This window comes from Flavobacterium pallidum (assembly GCF_003097535.1).
GTDB lineage: Bacteria > Bacteroidota > Bacteroidia > Flavobacteriales > Flavobacteriaceae > Flavobacterium > Flavobacterium pallidum.
The window spans coordinates 1,551,555-1,577,915 of record NZ_CP029187.1 but is presented as its reverse complement, the minus strand read 5'-3'; the positions used below and the strand labels follow the sequence as shown (position 1 = coordinate 1,577,915).

Here is a 26,361-nt window from a genome sequence, read left to right as displayed (position 1 = left end):
ATATTGTGCGCCTGATTGCTCAGGCTTTATTTTAGACGAATTCTAACGTATTATTTTTTCGAAAATCCAAATCGATCTTCCTTACTCTCTGCTTACTTCCAAATCTCTTTGAAAGTGCTGTCAATCCAATATATCAATGAACGTGTCAATCTTTTCTAATCCGCTATTCTTTCGTTTAGCGGGTGCAAAAGTACAACTTCTTTTTTACCGTGCAAGCCTTTTTGAAAATAATTTTTAAAGTTTATTTTCTTCAAACCTAACACCAATATTTTTATGAACCTGTATCCACCTATTCGGGACGGCAAAGGTAAAACTTATTTCCTTTCAGGCAAATTATTCCCGAAGTTTTTGCAAACTTTTTTCGAACACCACCTTACAGTAAATCAAGAGAACTTCTTTGCTAATGCGGGTGCAAAAGTAACCCCCTTTTTCAGTTTAGCAAACTTTTTATAACCTTTTTTTAAAGAAAATTAAATCCATTGCGCTAATGCGCTGGGAACGGGATTGTTGGGCGGGAAAGTTTTTCCCGGGATACCAAATCCGTGAAGCGGACCTGGGGCTGCGTGAGGGATTGAAGCGGAAATCCTTTTTATCCGAAGCGCAGCGAATGTATAAAAGATTGAAGCGGAAAGCCCGACGGCGGAGCTTGCGGAGCCGGCACGCCATAAAAAAAGCAATCAGCAGAAAGTAGCAGCTGGCAGTGAGGACGTCAATCGAAACGTATGGCTTTTACCGGAGAGATTTTGGTAATAATATAAGAAGGAATTAAAAGCACCACAAGGCAGATAATGATCGTGCCCAGATTGAGCAGCAGGATATAATCCCAACTGAGGTATACCGGAGCTTCCGTAACATAATAACTTGCCGGGTCGAGCTTGACAATGCCGAAATGCTGCTGCACCAAAATCATACTGATGCCGATCAAATTACCCCAGAATAGCCCGCGAAGGATCAGGTAAAATGCATTATAAAGGAAGATTTTGCGTACAGACCAGTTTGCCGCGCCAACCGCTTTGAGGATTCCGATCATTTGGGTGCGTTCCAGGATCAGCACCAAAAGTGCAACAACCATATTTATGGTAGAAACGACAATCATCACGATCAGGATCACGAAAATATTGAAATCGAACAGCTTGAGCCATTCGAAGATGTAATAATATTTCTGGACAATCGTTTTGGTATTTAAGGTGGAAGGCGTTTGTTTGTAAACTTCGTCGCCTTTGGTTTCAATCCGGTTGAAGTCATCAAGGAACACCTCGAACTGGCCGATTTGATCCGCACCCCATTTATTAAGGCGCTGGATGTGGCGGATGTCGCCTATGATATAATTGGAATCGAATTCCTGGAAACCGGAATTGTACACTCCGCAAACATGGAATACGCGAAGGTTGGGCAGGCCGTTGCCGCCATCCTTCATAAAATATGTACTGAATTTGTCACCGGTTTTAAGGTTCAGGCGTTTGGCAAGATATTCTGAAATCAGGATCTCGTTATTGAGATTGCCGGAGAAATCGGGCAATTTGCCGGAAATCAGGAATTCCCTGAGGTTGCTGAAATCGTAGTCCTTGCCGACACCTTTCAGTATAATGCCTTCAAAAGCGGTTTCGGTGCGGATGATCCCGGCTTTTGAAGCGACCGCCTGGATGTGGCGGATGCCGTTGACGTTTTTGAATCTGGGGTAAAAATCCTGATGGATCGAAATGGGTTTTACGCTGACATCGGACGTATTCTCATCATAATTTGAAATAATGATATGCCCATTGAATGCCGATACTTTTTCACGTATTTTTTGCTGCAGCCCCAAACCTGTCGCCACCGAAATAATCATCATTACCATCCCGATGGCGATAGCGGAAATGGCAATTTTTATTATTGGCGCAGATATATTACTTTTACGGCCATTGGCATTGATCAGCCTTCGGGCAATGAAATATTCCAGGTTCAAAATGGGCTCGCGGTTTTGAGTATGAGTTCCCAAAAGTACCGTTTTTTAGAATGAATTTCACTGATTTGGCCTAATTAATTATCGAGATAGCAGCATTATGGTTTACGGCAATTGTTTAAAAAAAGGCGGCTTTTCCCCAGCGGTCCAAAAGCATTCCAAATATTTTATACCTATATTATTTTGTGTTTTCCTGTTTTCATGCAAGCCGGCCCAGGCGGTTGTAAGGCCCATTCCTGTGAGCCATTCGATGGAAGCGAAAAATACCCCAAGTGAGAAATCGATGGTCATGCGGAATCCGAATGCGACAACATTTGCGACAGGTTCCGGCAATTTCAGCGTATATGCTCCTTTATTGGCGAATAAAAAAGTGGGCATCGTTACAAATCAAAGCGGCCTTTTAGGCGACAGCAGCCATGTGGTCGATTTCCTTTTGTCTGAAAACATGGACGTTGTGAAGATATTCGCTCCGGAACATGGTTTCCGGGGGACGGCCGATGCAGGCGAAACCATCATTGACGGCAAAGACATTGCAACAGGACTTCCCATCGTTTCCATTTACGGAGACAATAAAAAACCGACTTCGGCGCAATTGCAGGGCATTGACATTATGCTTTTTGACCTGCAGGATGTGGGCGCGCGATTTTTCACCTACATTTCTACCTTACATTATGTAATGGAAGCCTGCGCAGAAAACAACATTCCCGTTGTCGTACTGGACCGCCCAAATCCTAATGGCGGTATTGTAGATGGACCGGTTTTGGAACCTGAATTCTCAAGTTTCGTCGGGATGCATCCAATTCCGGTAATGCACGGCATGACGATTGGCGAATATGCGCAAATGATCAATGGCGAAAAGTGGCTGAAAAATGGCGTGCAGTGTGATTTGAAAATCGTTGCCTGTTCGATGTATACACGGGATATGTCCTACAGCATTGCGGTAAAACCTTCACCGAATTTACCAAATGACATGGCAATCAACTTATACGCAAGCCTTTGTTTTTTCGAAGGCACAAATGTGAGCGTTGGCCGTGGTACCGATAAGCAATTCCAGATTTACGGTTCGCCGTATTTACCGAATATTGATTTCTGTTTTGTACCACAACCAAACGTAGGCGCAAAAGATCCTTTATATAACGGACGTCCATGTTTCGGCGAGGATCTTTCAGGCATTCCGAAGATTGAGCGCCTCGAGTTGAAATGGCTGATCAAGGCCTACAATGAGACCGAAGACAAAACCAAATTCTTCAACTCCTATTTCACCAAATTAGCCGGAACCAAAAAACTGCGCGAACAGATTGAAGCGGGAATGACCGCTGCCGAGATCAGGGCGAGCTGGGAAACCGGTTTGATTGAATTCCGTGAAATACGCAGAAAATACCTGATCTATCCGGAATAACTTTTCCGAAGGAAGGTCCTGATTACAAAAAAATAAGAAAAATTTATAACAGCCTTCTCTATGGGATTCAATAGTATTGCTTAAATTAGTATCAGAATTTTTTTGACAGAATAATTAAAACAATTACTATGGAAAGAGCACAGATTTTACTGACAGTGATGGATAAATTACAAAAGTTCATGCAGGTCATCAACGAATATATTGAACAAGGTATCGAAATTTTCCACAAGATCAGGGACTGGTTCGTGAAAATTATCGGTTATATTGAAATGGGGATTGACAGGCTCGTAAGCGCTGTCGGTGGCAGGAAGGAAGATTTCCTTCACTTTCATGAAGATGATCTTTTCGTTTAAAAAATCAAGCCTCCGTCCCGGAGGCTTTTTCATTTATAAAGGAATCCGCTTTTTCATTTCTTCGACGATATTGTAAGCCGCTGGACATATGGGAACATTCTTTAATGTGATGTCGCTGATCTGCTGGAACTTTTTCCGGTCTGTATGCGGGAATTCCCGGCAGGCTTTCGGGCGTACTTCATAAATCATGCAATAATTTTCAGTATCGAGAAATGTACAAGGGACCTGTTGCAGTACATAATCTTTATCCTCGTCAATACGCAGATACTTTTCAATAAATTGTTGTGGCTTCAGGCGCAGGTGTTTGGAGATACGCTCGATATCGGCTGCCGTAAATAAAGGCCCGGTCGTTTTACAACAATTGGCACACTTCAGGCAATCCGTCCGTTTAAACTCGGCGTTGTGCAATTCCTGCATCACATAATCGAGATTTTTCGGCGGTTTCTTTTTAAGCTTATCGAAATACTTTTTGTTTTCGATATGCTTATCTTTGGCCAGTAATTTCAGTTCTGATAGTTTCAAAGTTGCAGGGTAACAAGGTTGCAAAGTTAAGCAACTTCCGGAACTTTTTTACTTTGTTACTTTGGCACTTTGCAACTCAAAAAAATGACACGAGCGAAGCGACTGCATGAGACGTTAAAAGAACAATAAATAAGACGAATGAAAGACCTTTTCGGAAAAGCCATCCTCGATTATCAAACGGGAAACGATCCACAAAATCTGATCACAGAAACGACGATTTCAGAAGAAGATGAGATGTCTGTCGCGTACCTTTTCCGCTCTTTCAGCCAAATGCCCAAAATCGAGCAAAAGGCTTTACAAATGGCAAACGGAAAAGTCCTCGACGTGGGGTGCGGTGCCGGAAGCCATAGTTTGTATCTGCAGGCTGAAAAAAATCTCGATGTCCATCCGATTGATATTTCGGCAAATGCGATACAAGCCTGTAAGTTACGCGGACTCCAAAAGGCACGTGCGATGGACATCATGGCATTGGACAATGAAAAATACGACACCATATTATTGCTGATGAACGGTGCCGGAATGTGTGGCAGGTTGAAGCGGATTGCTGCATTTCTGCAAAAGGTAAAATCCCTGCTCAATCCGACCGGCCAAATATTATTAGACAGCTCCGACATCATTTATATGTTTGACGAAGATGAAGACGGAGGAAAATGGATTCCAACCGATACGGAATATTACGGCGAAGTGGTTTTCAAAATCCAATATAAAGGAGAAAAAGAGCAACCTTTTGACTGGATGTATATCGATTACAATACTTTATACAACGCCGCTGAAGCCAACGGATTGCAGTGTGAAATGGTGCAGGAAGGACAACATTACGATTATCTCGCCCGCCTGACTATAAAAGATTAAGCAAATCTTGAAAACCAATGTAGCTGTGCTTTTCGTATTTTTAGGAAAAATCTTAAGATGAAAAAGCTAAAATTACTTTCTATATTTTTATTATTGTTTGTTTGGGGCTGTTCCAATGAAGACAGCACCAATGAAATCGAAGATGGCACAAATCCCGCACCAAATTTGAAATCTGTCGGCAGCAGCGCCCACGACTTCCTCTCTGCAGACAAATACAAGGCGCTGGCGATTGAAGTATTTTATGTCGGAAACCTCCAGCCCAATACACAAACGCTGCAAAACCTCAAATCGTTTATGGAAGCGCGGCTGCACAAACCGGGAGGCATTACCATTACCCAAAAACAGATTGCAAGTCCGGCAGGAACCCCTTACACCATCAATGAAATTGCCGATATTGAAAGTGACATCAGGACAAAATACAACACTGAGGACACTTTGGCTTTGTTCATTCTTTTCGTAGACGGGAATTTTTCAAGCGATACCACGACAACGCTGACTTTAGGCGCTGCTTACCGAAACACTTCCTGTGTACTTTTTGAAGATTCCATACATGCGTTGAGCGATGCTCCAACAGAGCCAAATCGCACTGATCTTGAAACCATTGTGATTGAACATGAATTGTGCCATATGTTAGGCTTGGTGGATCTTGGTTCACCGATGCAGACCAACCACCTGGACAGCGCTCATGGCAAACATTGCATCAATCAAAATTGCCTGATGTATTACCAGACGGAAAGCAACATCAATGCGATGATGAATTCGGGCATGCCTACACTTGACGCAAACTGCATGTCCGATTTGCTGGCGAATGGCGGAAAATGATTATTGCAGCAAATCGGTTTGCTCCATGATTTCTTTTAGCGCTTCAGCCAGTTTATCAAGATCGTCTTTTGAATTATAGGCATTTAATGAAATCCTAAGGTAGAAATTGCCATTGAGTTTCGTAACCGGAATTTCTATTTTGTATTTGCTGAAAAGCAATTCCTTCAGTTCCACCGGTTTTTTGGTACTGATTGGGACGCTGCACATTTGTCCTAAAAATTCAGGAGTTACAGGGCAGATTGGTTCAGATTTGAGCAAATCGCAGAAGAATTTGTAGTGATTCAGTATGCGTTGTTTGCTTTCCGCTGATTTTTGTGTCCAGCCATTTTCAATCAAAAACCGGATGGCTGCCTTTGTCGATAAAAATGCCGACATATCACGCGTTCCCTGAAATTCATGATAATCGAGAAACTGGCTTTGCCCGGGCATTTCGCTTTCATAACCCCAACTGACCACCAATGGATCGATGCGGTCCTGAAATTCTTTTTTCACGTATAAAAAAGACGATCCTTTCGGTGCCAGCATCCACTTATGGAGTGTCCCGGTGTAGAAATCAGGATTTAATTCAGAAATATTTAAATCGATATGGCCGGGAACATGGGCACCATCAACAATAGTGATCAGGCCGAGTTCCTGTGCTTTATCACAAATTTCCTTTACAGGAAAAATCAGTGCCGTAGCGCTGGAAATCTGATTCAGGAAAATCACTTTTGTATTGGAATTATATCCTTTCCAAAACTCGGCAATCATTTCTTCTTTAGAAACAACGGGCATTGAAATGTGTTGGCGTACATATTTCGCTCCTGATTTTTTACAGTAAAAATTCCACGTGCGATCCATTGCGCCGTATTCATTATCTGAGGAGAGGATTTCGTCGCCAGGTTGCAGCGGCAGGCTCCGCATAATGGTATTGATGGCAGTAGTAGGATTGGACAGGAAGTAAACATCATCGGCATCACAATGTATGAAATCCGCCAGTGCTTCACGTGATTCACGCATGAGTGCCGGCAGTTTTTTGGTAATGAATTGGACGGGTTCTTTTTCCAATTCGAGTTGCCAGTGCTGGTAATTTTCGAAAATCGGCTTCGGGCATGCGCCAAAAGAACCGTGGTTCAGGAATGTGATTTCAGGATTAAGCAGGAACTTTTCTTTCATAGTTGGTTTGGTTAAAAAAATAATCCCGTAGAAATTACGGGATATTAAGGTATTTATGGGTTTGCAGGGAAACGCGCCATTTTGGATTGTTCATTACATAATCGACAATCAGTGGTGTCATCTCCTCTTTTTTGCTCCATTCGGGTTGCAGGAACAAGATTGCTTTAGGATTTACCTTTTGCGCCTGTTCTTCGGCAAAGATAAAATCGTGCTTGTTGTGGATGATAACTTTTAGCTCGTCTGCATTGTCGTAGACTTCCTGTACGGGCAATTTTGATTTCTTTGGCGATAAGCAAATCCAATCCCAATACCCTGATAATGGATACGCACCAGAAGTTTCAATATGGACCCTGCGGTTCGCGGATTTTAGTCTTGTAGTCAATTCACTCATATCCCATGTCAATGGTTCACCACCGGTGACCACTACGGTCTCTGAAAAACGGCTGGCATTTTCTACGATATGGTCTACATGCGTCGGTGGATGCAGGTCGGCGTTCCAGCTTTCCTTAACATCACACCAATGACAGCCCACATCACACCCCCCGACACGGATAAAATAGGCAGCCGTGCCTGTGTGATATCCTTCTCCCTGAATGGTATAAAACTCTTCCATAAGCGGAAGCATTATCCCTTTCTCTACTGCCGATTGTATTTCTTTAGAAAGCATGCTTGTTAAATAAGGCGCAAAGATAGTGATTTTGAAACCGAGATAAAAATGTCGTTATAGAAAGAAAAAAACCGGCAACTTGGTTACCGGTTTTGTTATTTAACATATTATCCTTTAATCATCTTCTGAGTGCTTAAGGCGGTTTCATCAGCAGGATTTATGGCGAGGGCCTTGTCTACGTTTTCTCTTGCTTTTACTTTGTCACCGAGTTTCGCATAGTGGATGGCGATGTTATTGTAAGCTTCGACAAACTTGGTTTTGTTTGCAGGCTTAGCAAGTTCCGTTTCGCCTTTTTCAGTTACCACGCGAATGTATTCTTCATAATATTTCGCCATTTCAGCCCTTGCAGCCATATCATCCATAAGCAAACTGTTCAGACGTGCTTTATAGATGTAGGCATCCTGGGTTGTCGGCGAGGATTTGATTACGGCATCGAATGCGGCATTGGCTTTTTGAATATCGGTCACATTAGGTTTTTCAGCTTTCGCATTGTCAAAATACAACGCATAACCCAAATAGAAATTATCATAAAGGAAATTTCTTGAATTGGGATTGGTCACTGCAATTTCGTAAATCGCCGAAGCTTCCTTATACAATTTAAGGTCGAAGAACTTTTTACCGAAATCATTCAGTTCATTAGCCATTCCCGGATCCAGCTCAACTCCTTTTTTAATATCAGCTACACCGTTGTCAAAAAGTACTTTATCCACAGTACCTGTTGGTTTTCCTTCAGCGTCGGTACCCATTGTCAAAGCTTTTTGGGTTTTTGCCAAACCTAGATACAGGTAATCACGGCCGATCATTTTTACATTTGGCTTGGCAAGGAATTCATCCAGCGCCTTGATTGCAGCATCAGAATTTCCGTTCTGGTATGCAGAATATCCTAAATAACGTAAAATCCTCGGATTTACTTTATCGAGTTTCTGCATGGCAGTAGCTTCGGCCTCAAGCGCTTTATAATCTTTAGTTAATACAAGGAAATCTGCGTGGCGCATACGTGAATCCAGAGAATAATCAGTCATTGCCATGTACTTTTCGTAATACTGGATGGCTGTAGTATTGTATTCAGTATATTTTGCCTTGTCATTCAGACCCCAAACGTAATAGGTTTCTGCAAGCTCCCTGTAAGCAGGGCCATAATTTGGATTGGCGGCGAGGATTTTGTCAAAGATGGCCTTGGCTTCTGTAAATGCTTTGGCACTTTTGGTGATTGCACCTTGCTGCAAGGAAGCACGAAGCAAATTTTTATCAGCATCAGCAGCATTCCTGTAAGCAGAATAGGCTTCATTTATATTTTTGTCACCATAGTAGGCGTCGCCGAGATACAAAGACACCTCCGCATTCATTGGTTGCACTGCTTTGGCTTTGTTCAGATATTCCAGTGCTTTTTTGTAATCGGGCTTGGTTGGATTCAGGTAAGCCTTCCCGATATACATCAATTCCTCGAAATCTTTCTTTTTAATATTCGCAACAGCTTTATCGAAATTTGAAGATGCACCGGCAGCATTTCCATTTTCAAGATCAATCTGCCCCAATCCAATATAATTAAAGTCGGCCTCAGCCTTTGCAGCCAATCCTTTTTGATATGTGATTGTTGCAGAGTCCTGGAGTTTTTGGGTAAGGTACAAATTTCCTAAGATGAAATAATTCTTTCCACTTTCCGGTTTTGTGGCAACGAGCCCTTTTAAAATTTTCTTTGCTTTTTCGTATTGTTCAGCATCAATTGCTTTTTTGGCCTGATCAAGATCCTGCGCGTAAGTGGCAGTTCCAAAAACAAACAAAGCAATACTGAAGATTTTTAGCTTTTTCATAATTTTTATTTAGTATTTATCTCCTTTCGGATGGTAATATTCCTTGATGGTATCCTTACAGGCAACAACCCAGATTTAAGGATGATCCTTTGGCCTCTTTCACCGGCGATGAAGGAAGCAAAACCCATGCCTAGTCCAGCCGAGCCTTGAAAATTTAACATATGTAAATCCCGTCGCAACGGATATAAACCTAACGCCAGATTAGATTGGTTCGGTTTATAATAATTCATGTCAGACTTCGGATTTTTAACATTTCTGACAGCCATTACTTTGACACTGCCAACCAGATCCTGACATTGGGAATCCGGTTCAAGCAATACATTTAAACCTACTACACCTACCGCATCGGTGTTTTCTGTTACATATTTCATCACTTCTACAGCGGAATTCATAGAATAAACGCCTTCATGTTTGGTTCTGTTATCGGTTTTGGCCAATCTGTTCATTGCATTTACGGTCCCTGAATTCGGGTTTTCAAAAACAAGCTTCTTTATTTTCGAAGACTTGCCCTGCATGAGGTTTACCGCTTCCTGTAAATCGAGTAACGTGTCCTTTACTTTTTTATTGGTAATGAAGGCAACTGCATCAGTAGCAAACGGAGTGATTTTAGGATTAATCTGCTTTTTTGCTAATGCTGTTTTTTCAGTTTCCGAAAGATTCCTTGACAAGATCACGACAGCTGTTTTATCACTTAAAAGTGCGTTCACAACCTCAGACTCCGGTTTAGCAACAAGGTTTATTTTGGCTTTATATTCCGATTGAAAAACAGCCAGCTCCTCTTCGACTATAGGCAATATCGATTCATCAACGTAAAACGTAGCGGTTCCTTCGAGAATCGTTTCTTTAAGTTGTTCCGATTGTCTTTTACAGCAAACGACCCCAAGAGCCAATAATCCGAAAAAGGCAATCGCTGTCAGTGTTCGGTAGTTTAAAAAATACTTCATTTTTTCTGTAAAAGTCTGATGAAACGAAGAAATGCGTAGACAATGAGGATAATGCCCAAAAATATCCTGTAATTATCAGGTAAATTGAAAGGAATTTTTTTTGCGAAGATAATGAGCAGGCCCAATATGAGATAGGCCAGGAAAAACAGTATTCCTATAAAGAGCAGAAATCGCCCTTTAAGCGATTTCTGGATTCTTTGATTTGTATCGTGCCTGTGCATTAATCTCCTGATGAAACAATTTTAATCGGAAGGGAAAACCTGGCTCTTACTGAACGTCCGTTTTGAACACCGGCTTTCCATTTAGGAGAAGCCCTGAGGAGTCTTTCAGCTTCTTTACCAGTACCGTATCCTAGATCCCTTGCCACTTTGATATCGGTCAGCGATCCATCTTTTTCAACAACGAAGGTTACATAAATGTTTCCATTCAATGCTTCTCCTTCCGGCACACGGAACTTGTCCTGTACATATTTGTAAAAGGCTTTCATTCCTCCAGGGAATTCAGGCTGTACTTCTACGCTGTTGTAAATTTGGTTGTCATCGATAATTTTCGTTTCCGGTGGTCCATCTCCTGATGGCTCGTCAACAACAATCCTTCCATCTTCCTGACCTTTGATATCTTTAGTACCAACGTTTTTGTCTTTAAGATCTTCGATTTTAGCCAATTCCTCAACCACTTCTTCCTTCTTCACCACCTTAGGCGGAACGAATTTTACTTCATCAATTTTAGGTGCCGGTGGCGGTGGTGGCGGTGGTGGGATTAAAGGCTTATCCGGCGGCGGCGGCGTTAGGATTTTCGCCATATCGACCATCTTTACCTTATCCTGATCGTCATCTTTGCCTTTACCCCAGTCAATCAGCGGAAGTGCTAAAAGACTGCTAAAAATAAATGCTCCGATAACAAGTGCTATCAGTGTCGTTTTAGGATTTTTTTTACGCAATTCGTAGGCCCCGTAACTTTTATTACGGCCTTCGAAAACCATATCAATCCATTTCTGTTTAAATAAATCCAGTTTCATATTTTGTATGTTGTTATTGTTTTAAAGCAACAATTACTTTTCAAATAGATTTTCTTCTTCTTTGGTGATGTCTACAATCGCGTAAGTAGGCGCTTTTGTAATTGCAACTTCATCCAAAATATCAACTAAATTTTTGTAAGTTGATTTTTTACTTGCTTTAATCAACACAATTACGCCTTGATCTGCCTTACCCATTGTAATTGGAACAGAAGCTTTCTTTTCCAATATTTTCTTCCTGATTCCTTTTCCACCATAAGCAATATCTTCAGGACCTTCGAGTGGATCGGCAAATTGCCCCATGTAGTATTTCAACTTATTATCAGGACCAACCAATATTGTTAATGTCCGTGCATCAGCTATCAGGACAGGCTTTACTGTTGGATCTTTATCAGGCATCGGCAAGTCCATCGATTGTGGCTTTGACAATGAAGTTGTAAGCATAAAGAAAGTAATCAGGAGGAATGCCAAATCCACCATGGCCGTAAGATCGACTTTTGCATTTGCCTTCTTACTTCTTACTTTGCCTTTACCACCGCCACTGTCGCCGGTATTTAATTCTGCCATTTCAGTATGTTTTTAGAATTTATCACTCCTGAGTCCGGTGACCAGGTAGAATTTATTTACTTTTTGTTTCTGCAGGATATCCATCACTTTCTTAATTTGAGGATACTGCTCCTTGGCATCGCCTTTGATAGCGAAGTTAAGCTGCTCGTTATTAAGCAATGCATTAGCGTTCCTGGCTTGCAATACCCAATCAGATAACTCATTATTGAGTGAATCATGAGGGATACCCACTTGTTGGCCTTTTACGTTTCTTTGCGTTGAAGTCATTGTGATTAAAGCCTTAACCTGTGCAAACGGCACACCGAATTCGTCAATTAATCCAAATTTAGTGATTTCGTCTTCTGTAAAATTGATTTTCTTTTCAGTAGACATGAATTCCAACGTCTTTCTTCTTACAGGAATTTCTTTAATCCCCATGAACACTTTTCCGCTATCACCAATAGTGATAATGGCAAGGTTTTTTTCCGGAAGTTTGTCCTGTACTGTTGAATTCGGCGTATCTACAGGCAACGGTTCCGGCTGCTTTGCTGTTGCTGTCAATATAAAGAAAGTCAGCAAAAGGAAAGCAACGTCACACATCGCCGTCATGTCGATGGACGTAGCCTTTTTAGACATTTTTACTTTAGCCATTTTGTATTTTTTTACGGAATCGCTTCCGATTAAATTATTAACCTCTTAAACTTCCTCTCAAACGTCTGTAAGTCCCAACGATTGTAGAACCTGCCTCATCGATAGAGTACGTCAGCGTATCGATTTTAGAAGTAAAGAAGTTATACATAATGATTGCCAAAGCAGAAGTCGAGATACCAGTCGCGGTGTTGATAAGTGCTTCAGAGATACCGTTTGCAAGTGCAGCCTGGTCAGGCGTACCTGAAGTTGCCAAGGCACCAAACGCCGTAATCATCCCTGTTACTGTTCCCAAAAGACCTGCAAGCGTACCTAAAGATACCAAAGTGGAGATGATAGTAAGGTTTTTCTCTAACATTGGCATTTCCAATGAAGTAGCTTCTTCAATTTCTTTCTGGATCGTATCTGCAGCAGCTTCACTGTCAAAACCTTCTTTCTTCACTTCTTTGTATTTTACAAGAGCGGCTTTGATTGCGTTGGCTACAGAACCTTCCTGCTTGTCGCAATCAGCGATAGCAGCATCAATATTATCATTCTTGATGTTAGCCTGAACATTTTTCATGAATTTATCAAGGCTTCCTTTTCCGGCAGCTTTAGAGATCACGAAGAAACGCTCAATTGAAAACACAACTACCATTAACAGCAATCCCATTAACACAGGAACGATTTTTCCTCCTTTGTAAACCATAGCAAGGTAATTGCCCGGCTTTGGATGTCCCGCTTCAGCACCTGAACTGATCATTTCCTTTTCATTTTCAAAATTCCCCGGTGCTCCCATTACAAATTTCCAGATAATTATCCCAATTACAATACAAGCTACAATTACGATTCCGGTAAATAAGTTCCCACCGTTTGATCCGGTTTCTTTCTTAGCTGCTACATTTGGTGTTGCCATTTTTTAAAATTTTAGTTTTTGAAATTTAATAGTTTTAATACTTAATAGTCGTAAATCTCTTTTTATAAGAACGACAAATTTATATTTTTAGTGGAGAAAAAAAAATATATTTTAACTTTTTGTCCTTTATTAACAGTAATTTTTATCTATGTTAAATGCCAGTAAAACCAAGGGAAACGAGTGTTTTTTTGTAAATATGATTTTCATAAAGATAAAATGCCGAATTATCAATAACACATTATCCAATATCGACTTTTTTATTGCTAATATGGCAACACCATATTGTTTACAGTTTCACGCATACTTTCCTGTTAATTTCCAATAACGTAACTTTAAATTTACATTCAAAAGCTTTTATTGCTGGTTTTTGATTTTTAATTTTACATAAAAACACGAATGAAAAGTTACCTTACAATAGGATTGCTTGTCCTGTCTAATATTTTCATGACACTGGCGTGGTATGGACATTTAAAATTCAAAGAACTCCGTTGGTTTGAAAACGCCGGATTGATCGCCATCGTTTTCATAAGCTGGGGATTGGCTTTTTTCGAATATTGCTTCCAGGTGCCGGCCAACAAGATTGGTTTCGATGGCAATGGCGGACCATTTTCGTTATTACAGCTCAAAGTCATCCAGGAAGTGATTACACTGATAGTTTTCGTTGTGTTCTCGATGCTGTTCTTCAAAAATGAAAGTTTCCGCTGGAATCATGCCTTAGGGTTCATATTCCTGATACTTGCAGTGTATTTTATATTTAAAAAATAATACCATGAAAAAATATTTTATCCAAAAAACACCTTTTGCAGTGCCTACCGAAGATGGAAAAGTAATTGAAGAACACCACGGAGCGGCCGCTACGCAAAATACCGATATTTCCATCGCCCACATGATTGCACCGCCACATTGGAGCGAACCTTTCCAGACTCCAGAATTCGACGAGTACACCTATATTATAAAGGGAAAAAAGAAATTCATTATCGAAGATCAAACCGTCATCCTTGAAAGCGGGCAATCAATCCATATTGAAAAAAACGCGAGGGTGCAATATTCTAATCCGTTTGACGAACCTTGTGAATACATTGCAATCTGCCTACCGGCATTCGACTTTAATAAAGTACACCGGGAAGAATAATCAGGATTTCAAAAGCGATAGGATTTGGTTTTCCACCATTTCGGAATCCCAGGTATTTTCAATATCAGGCAACTGCATCACCTGGTCCATAATCGCCTTTTGCCTGTCGCCCAAAGCCAGCGCTTCGGTATAGGGCCTGTGGCTGAAGGTGACGCGGCTGTATAAAGGCTGCCATTTATCCGGATGCTTTTCAGAGAATCGCTTCTCGATTTTCTTTTGCAGCAAAAAACGCTCATCAGCGGTTTTGGAACTCATTTCCATGAAATTCCTGTATGATAATTCTGCGATGGCATCAGCATTCGGTTTTCTTGATTTTTGGTATTCTGAGAAAATTTTCTCCCAGTCATTCCCGAACTCCTGCATCATTTCATACAACACCGAAATATCTTCAAAGCCGGCATTCATACCTTGGCCGTAAAAGGGCACAATCGCATGGCAGGCATCTCCAACCAATGCTATTTTGTCTTCATACGTCCAGGGGTAGCATTTCATCGTTACCAAAGTACTCGTTGGATTTTTGAAGAAATCTTCCGCAAGTTTTGGAATTACATCTATGGAATCAGGGAAATTCTTTTCAAAGAAAGCCACGACTTCCTGATGTGTCGTCAGTTTTTCAAAAGAATTTTCTCCTTCAAAAGGCATAAAAAGCGTACAGGTGAAACTGCCGTCGAGATTGGGCAATGCAATCAGCATGTATTCGCCCCTTGGCCAAATGTGGAAAGAATTCTTATCCAGTTTATGCGTGCCATCAGCATTGGCAGGGATATTAAGTTCCTTATAACCGGTATTCAGGAATTCCTGCGAATAATTGAACATGCTTTGGCGCTGCATCCTGTGGCGTATTCTTGAAAAAGCACCGTCCGCTCCGAAAACCATGTCGTATTTCAGATCTTTCCATTCCCCCCTTTCAGTTTCGCCGATATGCAGGGTAGCATCCGCTAAGGTAACATCCCAGATACGTTGCTCAAAGAAAAACTCGGCCCCGGCACGTTCTGCGAGGTCAATCATTTTACGGTTTAATGTTCCGCGGGAAATGGAATAGATGCTCTCCCCTTCGCGTCCGTAGTTCTGGAAACTGATCCTGTCTTTGACATGGATCGCCCTTTTGTCCATGGCAATGGAAATTTCCCGGACCTCATCGCCTATCCCTACAGTATCTAAAGCTTTCCAGCCACGCTGTGACATGGCAAGATTGATGGAACGCCCTGAGAATTGTATTTTCCTGATATCCGGGCTGCGGTCAAAAACGTGTACGATATGCCCATCTTTCCTAAGATAAATTGCAAGCAAGGACCCCACGAGTCCGGAGCCTACAACTGCAATTTTAAGGGGTTTCTGCATCAGGGATTTGTAAAAGAGATTACAAAATTACATAATAATGAACATAATTGCCTGAAAAAACAGTCAAATATTCGAATCTCAAAAATGTTGCGGGAAGCTTTTTATTAATATCTGGGAAATTTTACAGGATTAATTGTCACCCAAAATAGCACTTTTGTTAAATCTATGTGCTTTTTAAACTTATTTATTAAAAAACGTCGGTTTTTAAAATTGTATCACAAAAACAATTATTTTTAAATGCGAAACCATTTAACCAACCTAATTGATTTGAAATGAAAAAACAATTACTCTTTTTTTTACTGATTCCTTTGTCCGGGCTTTATGCACAGGACTACGTTCCGCTGCAGGTAACTTCTGGATTTACAGCCGATGTCATTGCCGATGGGATTGGCCCGTCTGCCAATTCAACAACCATTGCCGTTGATGCCGCTGATTTTAATTTCATGAGCGCAGATTTCCAGGCCAACGACGGGGACACTCCGCCGGAATATGCACTGCCTGTTTCCGGATTGATTGAAAGCACTGCCATTTCAGGACTGACTTACCAATTCGCTCCATATTACGAAAACAACTCGTTAAGAATTGAAAGCCAGGATGAAGTAGGCTCGCTCACATTCGCAAATCCTGTCATGGCTACTACCGTTTATATCATGGCCTGTACCGGAAGTGGTTCGGGTACCATCATCGGGAATATTTATTTTTCTGACGGGACATACCAGGAAATTGCCTCCGTAGTGGTTCCTGATTGGTTTTACAGCAATGCATTACCGGTTATCACTTCCGGATTCGGCCGTGTGAACCGTGTTAATGATGTCATCGAAAACCCGGTGGGAAATCCAAGGCTATATCAGGTTGAAATTGCTATTTTACCCGAGAACCAAAGTAAATTGATCAGCAGTATGGACTTTACAAAAACGTCCACTGCACAGGGAATCGTGAACATTTTTGCCGTAAGCGCCCATGTCCTAGGAACCTGCCCAAGCCCTACTGAGTTTTTTGCTTCGAGCACTGCTGATGGCGCAGGCGTATCCTGGACTCCGGCACCAATAGCTCCGGCCAGCGGCTATGATTATTATTACACCACTGATTCTACAGAACCTTCAGATACGCAGACACCAAGTGGCAATGTGAATGCTTCAACTACCTATGTTTCCTTATCAGGACTCGCGACCGGGCAGCATTACTACTTCTGGGTACGTTCCAATTGCAGCGCTTCTGACAGGGGATTATGGCAGCTGGTGGAATTTACGACCGGTCAACAGGAAACGACTTATCCAGATGGCGACATCAATACCTTGTATATTGATGCAGCTGATGTTAACGCTGAATCTGAAAATACCTGCCCTGGCTTATTATACGTAGATGTTCCGCCAGGCTACAAGATTACTTCCACTGCGGTTTCTTATGACATGCAAACCGCAAGCAACGGCTGGAAATCTGAACAACGTTCAATCTTGGTTTGCAACACCAGCGGCTTGAAGGAAGACAGCATATCACAGGGAACTGGTGGTTCAGGCGGCACGCAAAGTTATTTCAGGGATGGGCTGAGTATTGCCAATGACCTGACAGGAACGGTGGAATTCGAACTGCGCGCCTGGAGAACATATGGCGGCACCGATTGCAATCCGACGTGGAACCGTGTTTTAGGCGATACTTTCAAAGTGACAATTACTTACGAACCGCTGTTGAATACCGAGAATACCGCTGTTGAAAAATTTGCAGTTTACCCGAATCCTGTACAGAACACCTTAAATATTTCTGCAAAAGAGAACATTACCGAAGTGAGATTATACAATATGCTTGGTCAGGAAATCAGCCATAAGGCCGGAATGAATTCCAAAGAGATGACAATGGACACTTCAAATCTTGCTAATGGTACTTATATCGTAAAGGTCGAAACCCAGGCAGGCGTGAATTCCTTAAAAATTATCAGGGAATAATCTTTTCCCTTAAAAAAATAAAAGCCTGAATTTCTTCAGGCTTTTTTATTGTCTTTTCTTTTCAACCAATAATCCCTTTCTTAAGTATCTGCCCGAATTCATACATGTCTTCATAAGAGCAATAAAATGGCACAGGCGCCAATCGGATCACATTAGGTTCACGCCAGTCCGTAATCACCCCGTTTTTCATCAGGTATTCAAAAAGCGGACGGCCTTCCCCATGCAGGAAAACAGACAATTGCGATGCCCTTTCCTCAGGGTTTGATGGTGTGATGATTTCAAAAGTGCTGTCGACTTCCTTATCGATTTCATGAAGGATAAATTCCAGGTAAGCGGTAATGTTATCCCTCTTCTTGATAAGCGCTTCCATGCCCACTGCTGCAAACATTTCCACTGAAGCCAGGTAAGGCGCCAGTGTCAGTATCGGAAGGTTGCTGATCTGCCAGCCATCTGCACCCTGGACCGGATCAAAATCAGGCTCCATTTTGAAACGCCTGGCTTTATTATGCCCCCACCAACCGGCAAAGCGATTCAGGTCTTTATCAGCATGATGCCTTTCATGGATAAAGCAGCCTGAAGCATTTCCCGGCCCTGAATTCATGTATTTGTAACTGCACCAGGCCGCAAAATCGACATCCCAGTCGTGCAGCTCCAGTTTGATGTTCCCGGCGGCATGTGCCAGATCCCAGCCTACGATTGCTCCTGCGTCGTGCCCGGCCCGGGTAATTTTCCTGATATCGAAAACCTGACCCGTGTAATAATTCACACCGCCAATCAACACCATTGCCAACTCCTCACCTACTTCCTTAATTTTTGCAAGGATGTCTTCAAGACGGATATTGTGTTCCCCTTCCCGACGGTGGATTTCCACAATGGCATCATTTGGATCATAGCCGTGGTGCCTTACCTGGCTTTGGATCATGTATTGGTCACTTGGAAACGCTTTGGCTTCACAAAGTATTTTATATCTCTTCGCTTGCGGCCTGTAAAATGAAACCATCAGCAGGTGCAGATTGACCGTCAGCGTATTCATGACCGTCACTTCTGAAGGCTTTGCCCCAACAATCTTGCTTAGGGGCTCAGCGAATCGTTCATGGTAATCCCACCATGGTTTTTCAGCATAGAAATGGCCTTCTACGGCCAGGTTTGCCCAGTCTTCCATCACTTCATCAACGTAGGCTTTGGTACGTTTTGGCTGTAATCCCAATGAATTGCCGGTGAAGTAAATCACCTGTTTGCCATCTACTTTGGGAAAAATGAATTCGTCCCGGTATTTTGCCAAATGGTCCTGTGCATCGAGTTGCTTTGCGAAATCGCGTGTATTTTGAAAGGTCATGGTGTTTTTGTTTGAGGCGTAAATTTAATTGATAATTGATAATTGACAATGGAAAATTGACAATTGGAACCGATATTTCAAACTTATATGGTAATTTATATGAACGACTGGCTGCGTGAGGGATCGAAGCGGCAGCCCGCAGCGCAGCGAGGACTACAGCGGAGCGCCCGACCCGCAGGGACACGCCAAAAAAAATCCCATCATTGCTGACAGGATTTATTTTTTGGCTTTAGCTATGCTCCGTTCGGCTGCGCCCCGGGTCGACTTTTGACTACAAAATCAACATCGCATCGCCGTAGGAATAAAACTTATAATTTTCCTTTATGGCTTCTTCATAAGCTTTTTTCATCAGGTCGTGGCCTGTAAAAGCGGAAATCATCATCAATAAGGTGGATTTTGGCGTATGGAAATTCGTCACCATACAGTCTGCAATACTGAAATCGTGCGGCGGAAAGATGAACTTATTTGTCCAGCCATCATAAGGATTCAGCAATTTTGCAGACGAAACCGAACTTTCAATGGCACGCATCGATGTGGTTCCAACGGCGCAAACACGCTTCTTTTGCGATTTGGCTTCATTGACGACATCACAGGCTTCCTGGGTAATTTTCAATTCCTCGGAATCCATTTTATGCTTAGACAGATCTTCCACCTCGACTGGATTGAAAGTGCCAAGACCCACGTGAAGTGTGACCTCAGCAAAGTTAATGCCCTTGATTTCCAGCCTTTTCAGCAAATGTTTTGAAAAATGAAGCCCGGCAGTCGGCGCAGCAACGGCACCTTCTTCCTTGGCGTAAATGGTCTGGTAACGTTCCGCATCTTCCGGAACCACTTCCCGGTTGATATATTTCGGGATTGGGGTTTCACCCAGTTCTGTCAGTTTGTTGCGGAATTCCTCATAAGAACCATCATAAAGGAAACGTAGCGTACGCCCTCTTGATGTCGTATTGTCAATCACTTCAGCCACGAGCGAATCGTCGTCACCGAAGTACAATTTGTTTCCGATACGGATTTTCCTCGCCGGATCAACCAAAACGTCCCACAGCCTTTGCTCGGCGTTGAGTTCACGCAGCAAAAACACTTCAATGCGCGCACCGGTCTTTTCCTTGTTTCCGTAGAGGCGTGCAGGGAAAACCTTGGTGTTGTTCAGGATCATCACATCGCCTTCATCAAAATAGTCGATGATGTCCTTAAACATTTTATGTTCAATGGTTTTCTCTTTTCGGTTGATGACCATCAGACGGGATTCGTCCCGGTTTTCAGCTGGATATTCGGCAAGTAATTCTTTAGGCAGATTGAAGTTGAAGTGCGATAATTTCATTCGGGCTTTTTATTTAGTCCGCAAATATACGATTGCGGGACAGGCGTTGTCAAGTGTTTTACGTTTTATTTAGTTCCAAAGCAACAAAGTTTCAGGATGATGGCGTTTCAATACCCGCGGATGTTGTAATTTAAGACCGGATGACATTCAGTCCGATACGTTCAAAATCATCCCAGAATCCGGGATATGATTTTGAAACCACCCCGGCGTCTTTGATAATGATCGGTATTTTTATGGATAAAGGAGCAAAAGCCATAGCCATACGGTGGTCGTTGTAGGTTTCAATGGCAATATTTTGATTGATTTCTGCGGAAGCTGGAAATTGCAGGCTGTTATTTGTAATGGAAACCGCCGCTCCAAGCTTTTCAAGTTCGTTTTTGAGTGCCTGCAATCGGTCGGTCTCTTTTATTTTAAGCGTATGCAGGCCAGTCAATGCACACGGAATCCCCAATCCGAAACAGGTGACGGCGAGGGTTTGTGCGATGTCCGGTGTGTTGCTGAGATTCAGAAGCAATGGCTTCGGATCGCATTTCCTTTTCTTTAACGTAATCATATTGTTCGAATAAATCGTATCCACACCCAATGGGCTGTAAATTTCCGCCAAAGCCGAATCGCCCTGCAGGCTGTTTTGCCTGTATGACGAAAGTGTCACCGAAGTTCCTGCGGAAGCAAGTGCGATGATGGAATAGAAATAGGAAGCGGACGACCAATCGGATTCGATGGTCAGGGTAACGTGTTCAGGGCTCAGGCTACGGGGTTTTGGCGCGACCATCATGCTATTCCCGATAAGAGTAGTTTTCACACCAATTTTTTCCAATAAGGAAAGCGTCATTTTGATGTAAGGAATTGAGGTCAGTTCACCCAGAAGTTCGAGTTCAAGGCCACTTTCAAGCTTTGGGGCAATCAGCAATAAAGCGGAAATATATTGGCTGCTCACGTTTCCTTGTAGTGAAACTTTGCTTCCGGTGAGCTTTTTACCTTTGATAAGTAAGGGCGGAAAGCCTTCCGTTTCCTGATATTCGATTTCGGCACCGAGGGATTTTAACGCATCAACCAAAATCCTGATCGGGCGTTCCTTCATCCTGGGGGAACCGGTGATTTCAACTTCGCTTCCTTCTTTAGCTGCGAAAAAAGCCGTCAGGAAACGCATGGCCGTGCCGGCGTGATGCACATCAATAATTCGATCTGACGCTGACAGTGCTTTGGCCATGACTTCGGCATCATCAGAAGCTGAAATATTTTGCAATTGGATTTCGGGGAAAATCGCCTGGAGCAACAACAAGCGGTTGGTTTCGGATTTGCTGCCCGTGATTTTGAAATGCAGTCCGTCAAAAATAACCTGTGGGCGAAGTTGGATATCCATATGCTTTCACCCGGAAGGGTGCTACTTTAATTTTTCATTATTGTGGTGGCGGTCGTGGTCCCGGTTGGATTTGAGGTCCATCTTTTTGTCAAAAGCCACCTGAAGATCAATGCCGGTTTGATTGGCCAGACACAAAACTACAAAAACCACATCAGCCAGTTCCTCGCCAAGGTCTTTATTTTTATCGCTTTCCTTTTCTGATTGTTCGCCATAGCGGCGGGCGATGATACGGGCCACTTCGCCGACTTCTTCAGTCAGCTGCGCCATATTGGTGAGTTCATTGAAATATCGGACACCGTGTTCTTTTATCCAGTTGTCGACATCGAGTTGGGCATTTTTGATATTCATAGGTTATATTTTTTTGAGGACGATTTTCTCATTTTGCTTGTCGGCCACTTTCTGGAAAAAATCCTTTAAAACCGGGTAAAAATCCTGCGAAACCAACATCATATTGATTTCACTTGTTATGGAAACCTGGATTTTTCCTGCCATTTCTTTGATTTCATATTTAAAAGCGGCAACATTTTCAGGGGTTGCAACAGCTATGGGCTGAGGAATGGACTCTACTGCATATCCCTCAGGAACCTGTAAGTTGATGACGATCCTGGATTGCTTCGGGTATCCAAAAAATACCGGCAATTGCCTGTCTTCACTTGTAAAAGCATTTTTTATCCGCTGCAAAAATAAGGAAGGATTCAAATACATCCGTGCTCCAATGGTTTCCACAAGGCCATCCGAAGAAAAATTAAAGGATTCCTTGACAGGCTCCATGAGGTTTTGTTCATTTTCGATGGTATAATCGCTTATGGAAATCTTATTGAAATTATTTTCGAGGTATTCAAGGTATTGCTCCCGATTGGTGCCGGCATATTTTTGCCTGAAAACAAAAGCGTCATAATCCGTCTTATACAACCTGACCTGACCTGTGATATGGCCCTGCATGTCCAGTGCTGCCACAATTGTGGTATTGTTTTTTGAGGGCGAAGGCGGGTGCATGTCGATTTCTTCCGAATTGCCGTCTTTAGCAATGAGCCTCCCATTCCAGTTAAGCGCATAAAGCGGCAGGATTCCGGGTGGTGCTTTTTTAGTGCACGCATCCATTAATATACGCTTTTCATTAAAATTGCAGGATGCTACAACATAGTTAAAACTGGTTTGATTCGGATAAACCGGAATCCCGTTTTCTACGGTACTGACCAATACCGGATAAGCGACCACCCCTGCCGCATTGAGCATCGCGATAAGGATAAAATTAATTTCGGCATCGTTACCGGTCCTATCTAACCATGCTTTTTGCACGCCTTTATCAGTCAGGTATCCGAACTCCCCATTCCAGTTCATTTTTAATTTTACGTAATCATAAATGACCTTAACCTTTTCATCATGATCCTGTATACCGTTTATAAGCTGCCTGAGCTCTGCTTCAAAATAGTCGGTGCGCTGGAGCTGTTTGCCAAATTCATCCCGTTTGTATATCTTCTGCGCAACGTCTTCCCATGTTTTTGAGAAATTCTTATTATCCTGTTCCTCCTTTTCGCGAATGACTTCCAGTTCGTAATCCACCGCGCTGCGGTAATTTTCAATATTATCTACAAATTCCTCCAACTTCAGTGCTGCAATATCCTTACCGGTAAACGTTGTGGTGACCTGGCTGAATTCCAACGCATCTGTCCTTGCAGTGGTGGAATTATTAAAGTTAATGGCGTTGTGCTCGACGATGCTTTTTGATGCTATTCCTTTGAAAAGCCCTTGTAAAACTTGCTTATAGCCGTACATAACAGGAATTTCAGTCGTGTATTCCACAAAATCGACAGGAATATTTCTTTGAAACACGAAAGTGGGAAAGCTCATCAAATCCTCACTTTTTAACTTATACCTGAATTCGATTATGGAACCCACTTTTACATTGGGTAGCGTGATGGTGGCCGTTTTCCAATTCTTGCTGACTTTCTCACGGAATTTACCTTCATTGCCAATTTTGGTTTTCTCCACCTTACCATTCACAAGGTTGTAGGTGACAGCATCGGTAATGTCAAGCACATCAGGATTGAGGTTTTCATAACCGATGTAGTACGGCACTTCGTAATTGGCATATTGTAGTCCTTCTTTTTTATAAATCTTGATGCGCATCTCAAACGTATGCTCCACTGTAAATCCCCTGGCTTCGCTATAGTTAAATTTTGTCATTCCCTTATTATACAGCACTGCTGCAACTGCTGAGCTGTCATTGGGATGCTGCTTTATTTCCAGATCTTTAACGGTCACTTTTCCCGGTTCAAATTTCTGGCCTATCGAAAACTGGACAGACAGCAATAAGACCAACCATATTCTTGTATGCATATTAAATCTTTTTAAATACGATTTTTTCGTTCTGCTTGTCGATTACTCTTTGGAAAAAATCCTTCAGCACCGGATAATCCTCATTGCTTACGATGGAAGCAAGGATGTCAAGCGTGATGACCGCCTGAATTTTATTTCCTGAATTCACTATCATATATTTGAATGCCCCAAACTTGCTCTCTGTAGCGAAGCTGGCGTTCTGAGGCAAAGATTCCACCGTATATCCTTGCGGGACATCTATGGTTACACTGTATTTTTTCTCAAATGGAAAAGTAAAATCAACCGGATATTCACGCACTTCCTGTTTAAACGGATTCACTTTGGTATTCATAAAAAGCAATGGTGTAATGTATATCTTGTCCCCAATGATTTCGGTATCATTTGCATCATGTATGGAATATGTTTCAGATAATGGTTTTGAAAAGTCGTCTTCATTCTCCCTTTTATAATCCGAAATTTCAATTTTATTATTGTTATTTTCCAATTTTTCAAGGTATTCCTCTGATTTCATTCCTCCGTACATTTGCCTGAAGTACAAGGCATTGTAATCCGTAAATGTGCTCCTCACTTTTCCAGAAATACTACCGGCAGCATCCATGCCCACCATGATATTTACCGTTTCCTTGGACAATATCGAAGGCATCAGGTCGATTTCCATTGATGTGCCATCTTTCCTGATAAGCCTTCCCAGCCAATTCAGGTCGCGGGTCGGTAAAATTCCCGGCAGCGCATATTTCTCGGTGGCATCAAGCAAAGTAATCTTCCCGTTGTACTCGATGGCAGCTATGACATAATTGAATGCCGCTCTTGACGGAAAAAATGAAATGCCATGGGACCGCGTACTGACCAAAACAGGATTGGCATTAAATCCCGCTTCCCTGAGCATCGCTGTGAGCATCAGGTTGATTTCAGCCACATTTCCAGTTTTGTTTTTATAGGCTTGTTTCACACCATCATTGCAGGAATAACCGTAGTAGCCGTTCCATTTTACATTTTGCTTTACATAATTGTAGATCGCCGCTACTTTTTCTTCCACTGTTGCAGCCGCTGCGGTCAGGCTTTTCAAATCCTCTTCAAAATAACCTGATTTGTTGAGTTCAGCCCCGAAATTGTCATTGTCATAAATCGCTTTGGCCACCGAAACCCAATCTGTTGAAAGGTATTTTACTGGCGACTGCGGATACTTGATTATTGACAGCTCATGTGAAACGCCGGCCGTGTAATTATGGATGTTGTTTACAAAATCTTCATCTTTCATTGCGCCGAGGTTTTGTGCCACATACGTTGTTCTGCTGAGCTGGTAATCGACTTTGTCCTGCGTAAATGCGGAACCGCCGCCAATTCCCCTCGAAGAGCTGTCCTTTCCCTGAATAAGAAAGGATCGCTGCAATGTTTCAGTGGTTACTTTTGGGAATATGAATCCGCGTTGGTTGATTTTATAAACAAAATACTCGGGAAATTCCGTCTTATATTCTGAATAATTCACCGGTATGGAGGTCTGGAAATCCCAATCGTCAAGTTTGGTGATATTGGGCGAGGTTATCGTATATACATATTCAATCACAGAGCCTTCCCTTACATTAGGCATCGTGATTTTTTTCCTTCCCCAGAATTTATTGACCTGCTCGTCAAATTCGCCCTCGCTTTTGAGTTTCGATTTGACGATCTTCCCATTCTCCAGATTGTAAGTTACGGCATCGGAAAAGCTGACCTTTTCCCGCGAATTGTTATTTTCCTTGTAATATTCCTGTTCGAAATTGCCCCAGTCATATCCATCCTTTTTATAAATCTTGATCCTGGTCTTTACTTTGGTTGTCATCAAAAAGCCCTGCTCCGGAGTAAAATCAAAGGTAGTTATGCCTGTTTTGAATAATATGGCTGCTTCCGCAGAAGAGTCCGCCGGATGTGATTTCTGCTGCAGTTCTTCAATGGATACCTTCCCGATCTCGAACTTTTGCGACGTTACCGGGGAAATGGCAAACAGTAAAAGCAAAAGGATTTTTACATTCTGATTCAT

Annotated in this window: 24 protein-coding genes; 7 read left to right on the top strand and 17 right to left on the bottom strand. The window is 42.3% G+C overall.

The features are described 5' to 3' along the window. Positions 1–709 precede the first annotated feature (709 nt). A complete protein-coding gene (locus HYN49_RS06315; RefSeq protein ID WP_108903332.1) occupies positions 710–1,945 on the bottom strand; it encodes an ABC transporter permease in 1,236 nt (411 codons plus the stop codon). Positions 1,946–2,192: 247 nt separating this feature from the next. Here HYN49_RS06315 and HYN49_RS06310 point away from each other — a divergent pair, with 247 nt between their 5' ends. Together HYN49_RS06310 and HYN49_RS06305 are read left to right on the top strand one after the other, a co-directional pair. Next, positions 2,193–3,341, top strand: a complete 1,149-nt coding sequence (locus tag HYN49_RS06310; RefSeq protein ID WP_394336402.1) for an exo-beta-N-acetylmuramidase NamZ family protein — start codon at positions 2,193–2,195, stop codon at positions 3,339–3,341. Between the two features lie 128 nt (positions 3,342–3,469). Continuing rightward, positions 3,470–3,694, top strand: a complete 225-nt coding sequence (locus tag HYN49_RS06305; RefSeq protein WP_108903330.1) for a hypothetical protein — start codon at positions 3,470–3,472, stop codon at positions 3,692–3,694. Positions 3,695–3,727: 33 nt separating this feature from the next. Here the strand turns inward: HYN49_RS06305 and HYN49_RS06300 are convergent, their stop codons facing one another. Next, positions 3,728–4,216 (bottom strand): YkgJ family cysteine cluster protein, encoded by a 489-nt coding sequence (locus HYN49_RS06300; RefSeq protein WP_108903329.1) that lies wholly within the window; start codon positions 4,214–4,216, stop codon positions 3,728–3,730. Positions 4,217–4,354: 138 nt separating this feature from the next. Here HYN49_RS06300 and HYN49_RS06295 point away from each other — a divergent pair, with 138 nt between their 5' ends. Together HYN49_RS06295 and HYN49_RS06290 are read left to right on the top strand one after the other, a co-directional pair. Beyond that, on the top strand, positions 4,355–5,068 hold the full coding sequence (locus HYN49_RS06295) for a class I SAM-dependent methyltransferase (RefSeq protein ID WP_108903328.1): 714 nt from the start codon (positions 4,355–4,357) through the stop codon (positions 5,066–5,068). 57 nt (positions 5,069–5,125) lie between these two features. Further along, complete coding sequence (locus HYN49_RS06290) at positions 5,126–5,890, top strand: membrane metalloprotease (RefSeq protein WP_108903327.1); 765 nt, start codon at positions 5,126–5,128, stop codon at positions 5,888–5,890. Here the strand turns inward: HYN49_RS06290 and HYN49_RS06285 are convergent, their stop codons facing one another. From HYN49_RS06285 to HYN49_RS06245, 8 genes are all read right to left on the bottom strand, one after another. Continuing rightward, positions 5,891–7,045, bottom strand: a complete 1,155-nt coding sequence (locus HYN49_RS06285; RefSeq protein ID WP_108903326.1) for an aminotransferase class V-fold PLP-dependent enzyme — start codon at positions 7,043–7,045, stop codon at positions 5,891–5,893. 34 nt (positions 7,046–7,079) lie between these two features. After that, positions 7,080–7,712 carry a 7-carboxy-7-deazaguanine synthase QueE gene (locus HYN49_RS06280; protein ID WP_108903325.1) on the bottom strand — a complete coding sequence of 211 codons (633 nt, stop codon included), beginning with the start codon at positions 7,710–7,712 and terminating at the stop codon, positions 7,080–7,082. Positions 7,713–7,819: 107 nt separating this feature from the next. Next, positions 7,820–9,523: a tetratricopeptide repeat protein gene (locus tag HYN49_RS06275; protein WP_108903324.1), complete on the bottom strand. Its 1,704-nt coding sequence runs from the start codon at positions 9,521–9,523 to the stop codon at positions 7,820–7,822. 5 nt (positions 9,524–9,528) lie between these two features. Continuing rightward, positions 9,529–10,467 carry a PstS family phosphate ABC transporter substrate-binding protein gene (locus HYN49_RS06270; protein WP_108903323.1) on the bottom strand — a complete coding sequence of 313 codons (939 nt, stop codon included), beginning with the start codon at positions 10,465–10,467 and terminating at the stop codon, positions 9,529–9,531. 220 nt (positions 10,468–10,687) lie between these two features. Further along, a complete protein-coding gene (locus HYN49_RS06260) occupies positions 10,688–11,485 on the bottom strand; it encodes an energy transducer TonB (RefSeq protein WP_108903321.1) in 798 nt (265 codons plus the stop codon). A gap of 33 nt (positions 11,486–11,518) precedes the next feature. Then, positions 11,519–12,049 carry an ExbD/TolR family protein gene (locus HYN49_RS06255; RefSeq protein ID WP_108903320.1) on the bottom strand — a complete coding sequence of 177 codons (531 nt, stop codon included), beginning with the start codon at positions 12,047–12,049 and terminating at the stop codon, positions 11,519–11,521. Positions 12,050–12,061: 12 nt separating this feature from the next. Next, positions 12,062–12,679 carry an ExbD/TolR family protein gene (locus HYN49_RS06250; protein ID WP_108903319.1) on the bottom strand — a complete coding sequence of 206 codons (618 nt, stop codon included), beginning with the start codon at positions 12,677–12,679 and terminating at the stop codon, positions 12,062–12,064. Between the two features lie 37 nt (positions 12,680–12,716). After that, positions 12,717–13,571 carry a MotA/TolQ/ExbB proton channel family protein gene (locus HYN49_RS06245; protein WP_108903318.1) on the bottom strand — a complete coding sequence of 285 codons (855 nt, stop codon included), beginning with the start codon at positions 13,569–13,571 and terminating at the stop codon, positions 12,717–12,719. A gap of 396 nt (positions 13,572–13,967) precedes the next feature. Here HYN49_RS06245 and HYN49_RS06240 point away from each other — a divergent pair, with 396 nt between their 5' ends. Both HYN49_RS06240 and HYN49_RS06235 read left to right on the top strand, forming a co-directional pair. Next, complete coding sequence (locus tag HYN49_RS06240; RefSeq protein WP_108903317.1) at positions 13,968–14,336, top strand: DMT family protein; 369 nt, start codon at positions 13,968–13,970, stop codon at positions 14,334–14,336. Positions 14,337–14,340: 4 nt separating this feature from the next. Further along, entirely contained in the window at positions 14,341–14,703 is a 363-nt protein-coding gene (locus tag HYN49_RS06235; RefSeq protein ID WP_108903316.1) for a cupin domain-containing protein, read from the top strand. Here the strand turns inward: HYN49_RS06235 and HYN49_RS06230 are convergent, their stop codons facing one another. Beyond that, positions 14,704–16,044 (bottom strand): FAD-dependent oxidoreductase, encoded by a 1,341-nt coding sequence (locus HYN49_RS06230; protein WP_108903315.1) that lies wholly within the window; start codon positions 16,042–16,044, stop codon positions 14,704–14,706. Between the two features lie 272 nt (positions 16,045–16,316). Between HYN49_RS06230 and HYN49_RS06225 the strand changes: the two genes are divergently transcribed. Further along, positions 16,317–17,984, top strand: a complete 1,668-nt coding sequence (locus HYN49_RS06225; RefSeq protein ID WP_108903314.1) for a T9SS type A sorting domain-containing protein — start codon at positions 16,317–16,319, stop codon at positions 17,982–17,984. Between the two features lie 61 nt (positions 17,985–18,045). Here the strand turns inward: HYN49_RS06225 and kynU are convergent, their stop codons facing one another. From kynU to HYN49_RS06195, 6 genes are all read right to left on the bottom strand, one after another. Next, complete coding sequence (gene kynU, locus HYN49_RS06220; protein ID WP_108903313.1) at positions 18,046–19,320, bottom strand: kynureninase; 1,275 nt, start codon at positions 19,318–19,320, stop codon at positions 18,046–18,048. Positions 19,321–19,591: 271 nt separating this feature from the next. Then, a complete protein-coding gene (gene queA, locus HYN49_RS06215) occupies positions 19,592–20,641 on the bottom strand; it encodes a tRNA preQ1(34) S-adenosylmethionine ribosyltransferase-isomerase QueA (RefSeq protein ID WP_108903312.1) in 1,050 nt (349 codons plus the stop codon). A 130-nt stretch (positions 20,642–20,771) separates the two neighbouring features. Continuing rightward, entirely contained in the window at positions 20,772–22,004 is a 1,233-nt protein-coding gene (locus HYN49_RS06210; RefSeq protein WP_108903311.1) for a 3-phosphoshikimate 1-carboxyvinyltransferase, read from the bottom strand. 21 nt (positions 22,005–22,025) lie between these two features. Next, positions 22,026–22,352, bottom strand: coding sequence for a nucleotide pyrophosphohydrolase (locus tag HYN49_RS06205; protein ID WP_108903310.1), 327 nt, complete (start codon positions 22,350–22,352; stop codon positions 22,026–22,028). Positions 22,353–22,355: 3 nt separating this feature from the next. After that, positions 22,356–24,344 (bottom strand): DUF3857 domain-containing protein, encoded by a 1,989-nt coding sequence (locus HYN49_RS06200; RefSeq protein ID WP_108903309.1) that lies wholly within the window; start codon positions 24,342–24,344, stop codon positions 22,356–22,358. 1 nt (position 24,345) lies between these two features. Further along, complete coding sequence (locus HYN49_RS06195) at positions 24,346–26,361, bottom strand: DUF3857 and transglutaminase domain-containing protein (RefSeq protein WP_108903308.1); 2,016 nt, start codon at positions 26,359–26,361, stop codon at positions 24,346–24,348.

Excerpts from the sequence above, each read along its gene's own strand:
- HYN49_RS06310 (WP_394336402.1), top strand. The coding sequence starts at position 2,193 with ATGGAAGCGAAAAATACCCCAAGTGAGAAATCGATGGTCATGCGGAAT.
- HYN49_RS06305 (WP_108903330.1), top strand. The coding sequence starts at position 3,470 with ATGGAAAGAGCACAGATTTTACTGACAGTGATGGATAAATTACAAAAG.
- HYN49_RS06295 (WP_108903328.1), top strand. The coding sequence starts at position 4,355 with ATGAAAGACCTTTTCGGAAAAGCCATCCTCGATTATCAAACGGGAAAC.
- HYN49_RS06290 (WP_108903327.1), top strand. The coding sequence starts at position 5,126 with ATGAAAAAGCTAAAATTACTTTCTATATTTTTATTATTGTTTGTTTGG.
- HYN49_RS06285 (WP_108903326.1), bottom strand. The coding sequence starts at position 7,045 with ATGAAAGAAAAGTTCCTGCTTAATCCTGAAATCACATTCCTGAACCAC.
- HYN49_RS06280 (WP_108903325.1), bottom strand. The coding sequence starts at position 7,712 with ATGCTTTCTAAAGAAATACAATCGGCAGTAGAGAAAGGGATAATGCTT.
- HYN49_RS06275 (WP_108903324.1), bottom strand. The coding sequence starts at position 9,523 with ATGAAAAAGCTAAAAATCTTCAGTATTGCTTTGTTTGTTTTTGGAACT.
- HYN49_RS06270 (WP_108903323.1), bottom strand. The coding sequence starts at position 10,467 with ATGAAGTATTTTTTAAACTACCGAACACTGACAGCGATTGCCTTTTTC.
- HYN49_RS06260 (WP_108903321.1), bottom strand. The coding sequence starts at position 11,485 with ATGAAACTGGATTTATTTAAACAGAAATGGATTGATATGGTTTTCGAA.
- HYN49_RS06255 (WP_108903320.1), bottom strand. The coding sequence starts at position 12,049 with ATGGCAGAATTAAATACCGGCGACAGTGGCGGTGGTAAAGGCAAAGTA.
- HYN49_RS06250 (WP_108903319.1), bottom strand. The coding sequence starts at position 12,679 with ATGGCTAAAGTAAAAATGTCTAAAAAGGCTACGTCCATCGACATGACG.
- HYN49_RS06245 (WP_108903318.1), bottom strand. The coding sequence starts at position 13,571 with ATGGCAACACCAAATGTAGCAGCTAAGAAAGAAACCGGATCAAACGGT.
- HYN49_RS06240 (WP_108903317.1), top strand. The coding sequence starts at position 13,968 with ATGAAAAGTTACCTTACAATAGGATTGCTTGTCCTGTCTAATATTTTC.
- HYN49_RS06235 (WP_108903316.1), top strand. The coding sequence starts at position 14,341 with ATGAAAAAATATTTTATCCAAAAAACACCTTTTGCAGTGCCTACCGAA.
- HYN49_RS06230 (WP_108903315.1), bottom strand. The coding sequence starts at position 16,044 with ATGCAGAAACCCCTTAAAATTGCAGTTGTAGGCTCCGGACTCGTGGGG.
- HYN49_RS06225 (WP_108903314.1), top strand. The coding sequence starts at position 16,317 with ATGAAAAAACAATTACTCTTTTTTTTACTGATTCCTTTGTCCGGGCTT.
- kynU (WP_108903313.1), bottom strand. The coding sequence starts at position 19,320 with ATGACCTTTCAAAATACACGCGATTTCGCAAAGCAACTCGATGCACAG.
- queA (WP_108903312.1), bottom strand. The coding sequence starts at position 20,641 with ATGAAATTATCGCACTTCAACTTCAATCTGCCTAAAGAATTACTTGCC.
- HYN49_RS06210 (WP_108903311.1), bottom strand. The coding sequence starts at position 22,004 with ATGGATATCCAACTTCGCCCACAGGTTATTTTTGACGGACTGCATTTC.
- HYN49_RS06205 (WP_108903310.1), bottom strand. The coding sequence starts at position 22,352 with ATGAATATCAAAAATGCCCAACTCGATGTCGACAACTGGATAAAAGAA.
- HYN49_RS06200 (WP_108903309.1), bottom strand. The coding sequence starts at position 24,344 with ATGCATACAAGAATATGGTTGGTCTTATTGCTGTCTGTCCAGTTTTCG.
- HYN49_RS06195 (WP_108903308.1), bottom strand. The coding sequence starts at position 26,361 with ATGAATCAGAATGTAAAAATCCTTTTGCTTTTACTGTTTGCCATTTCC.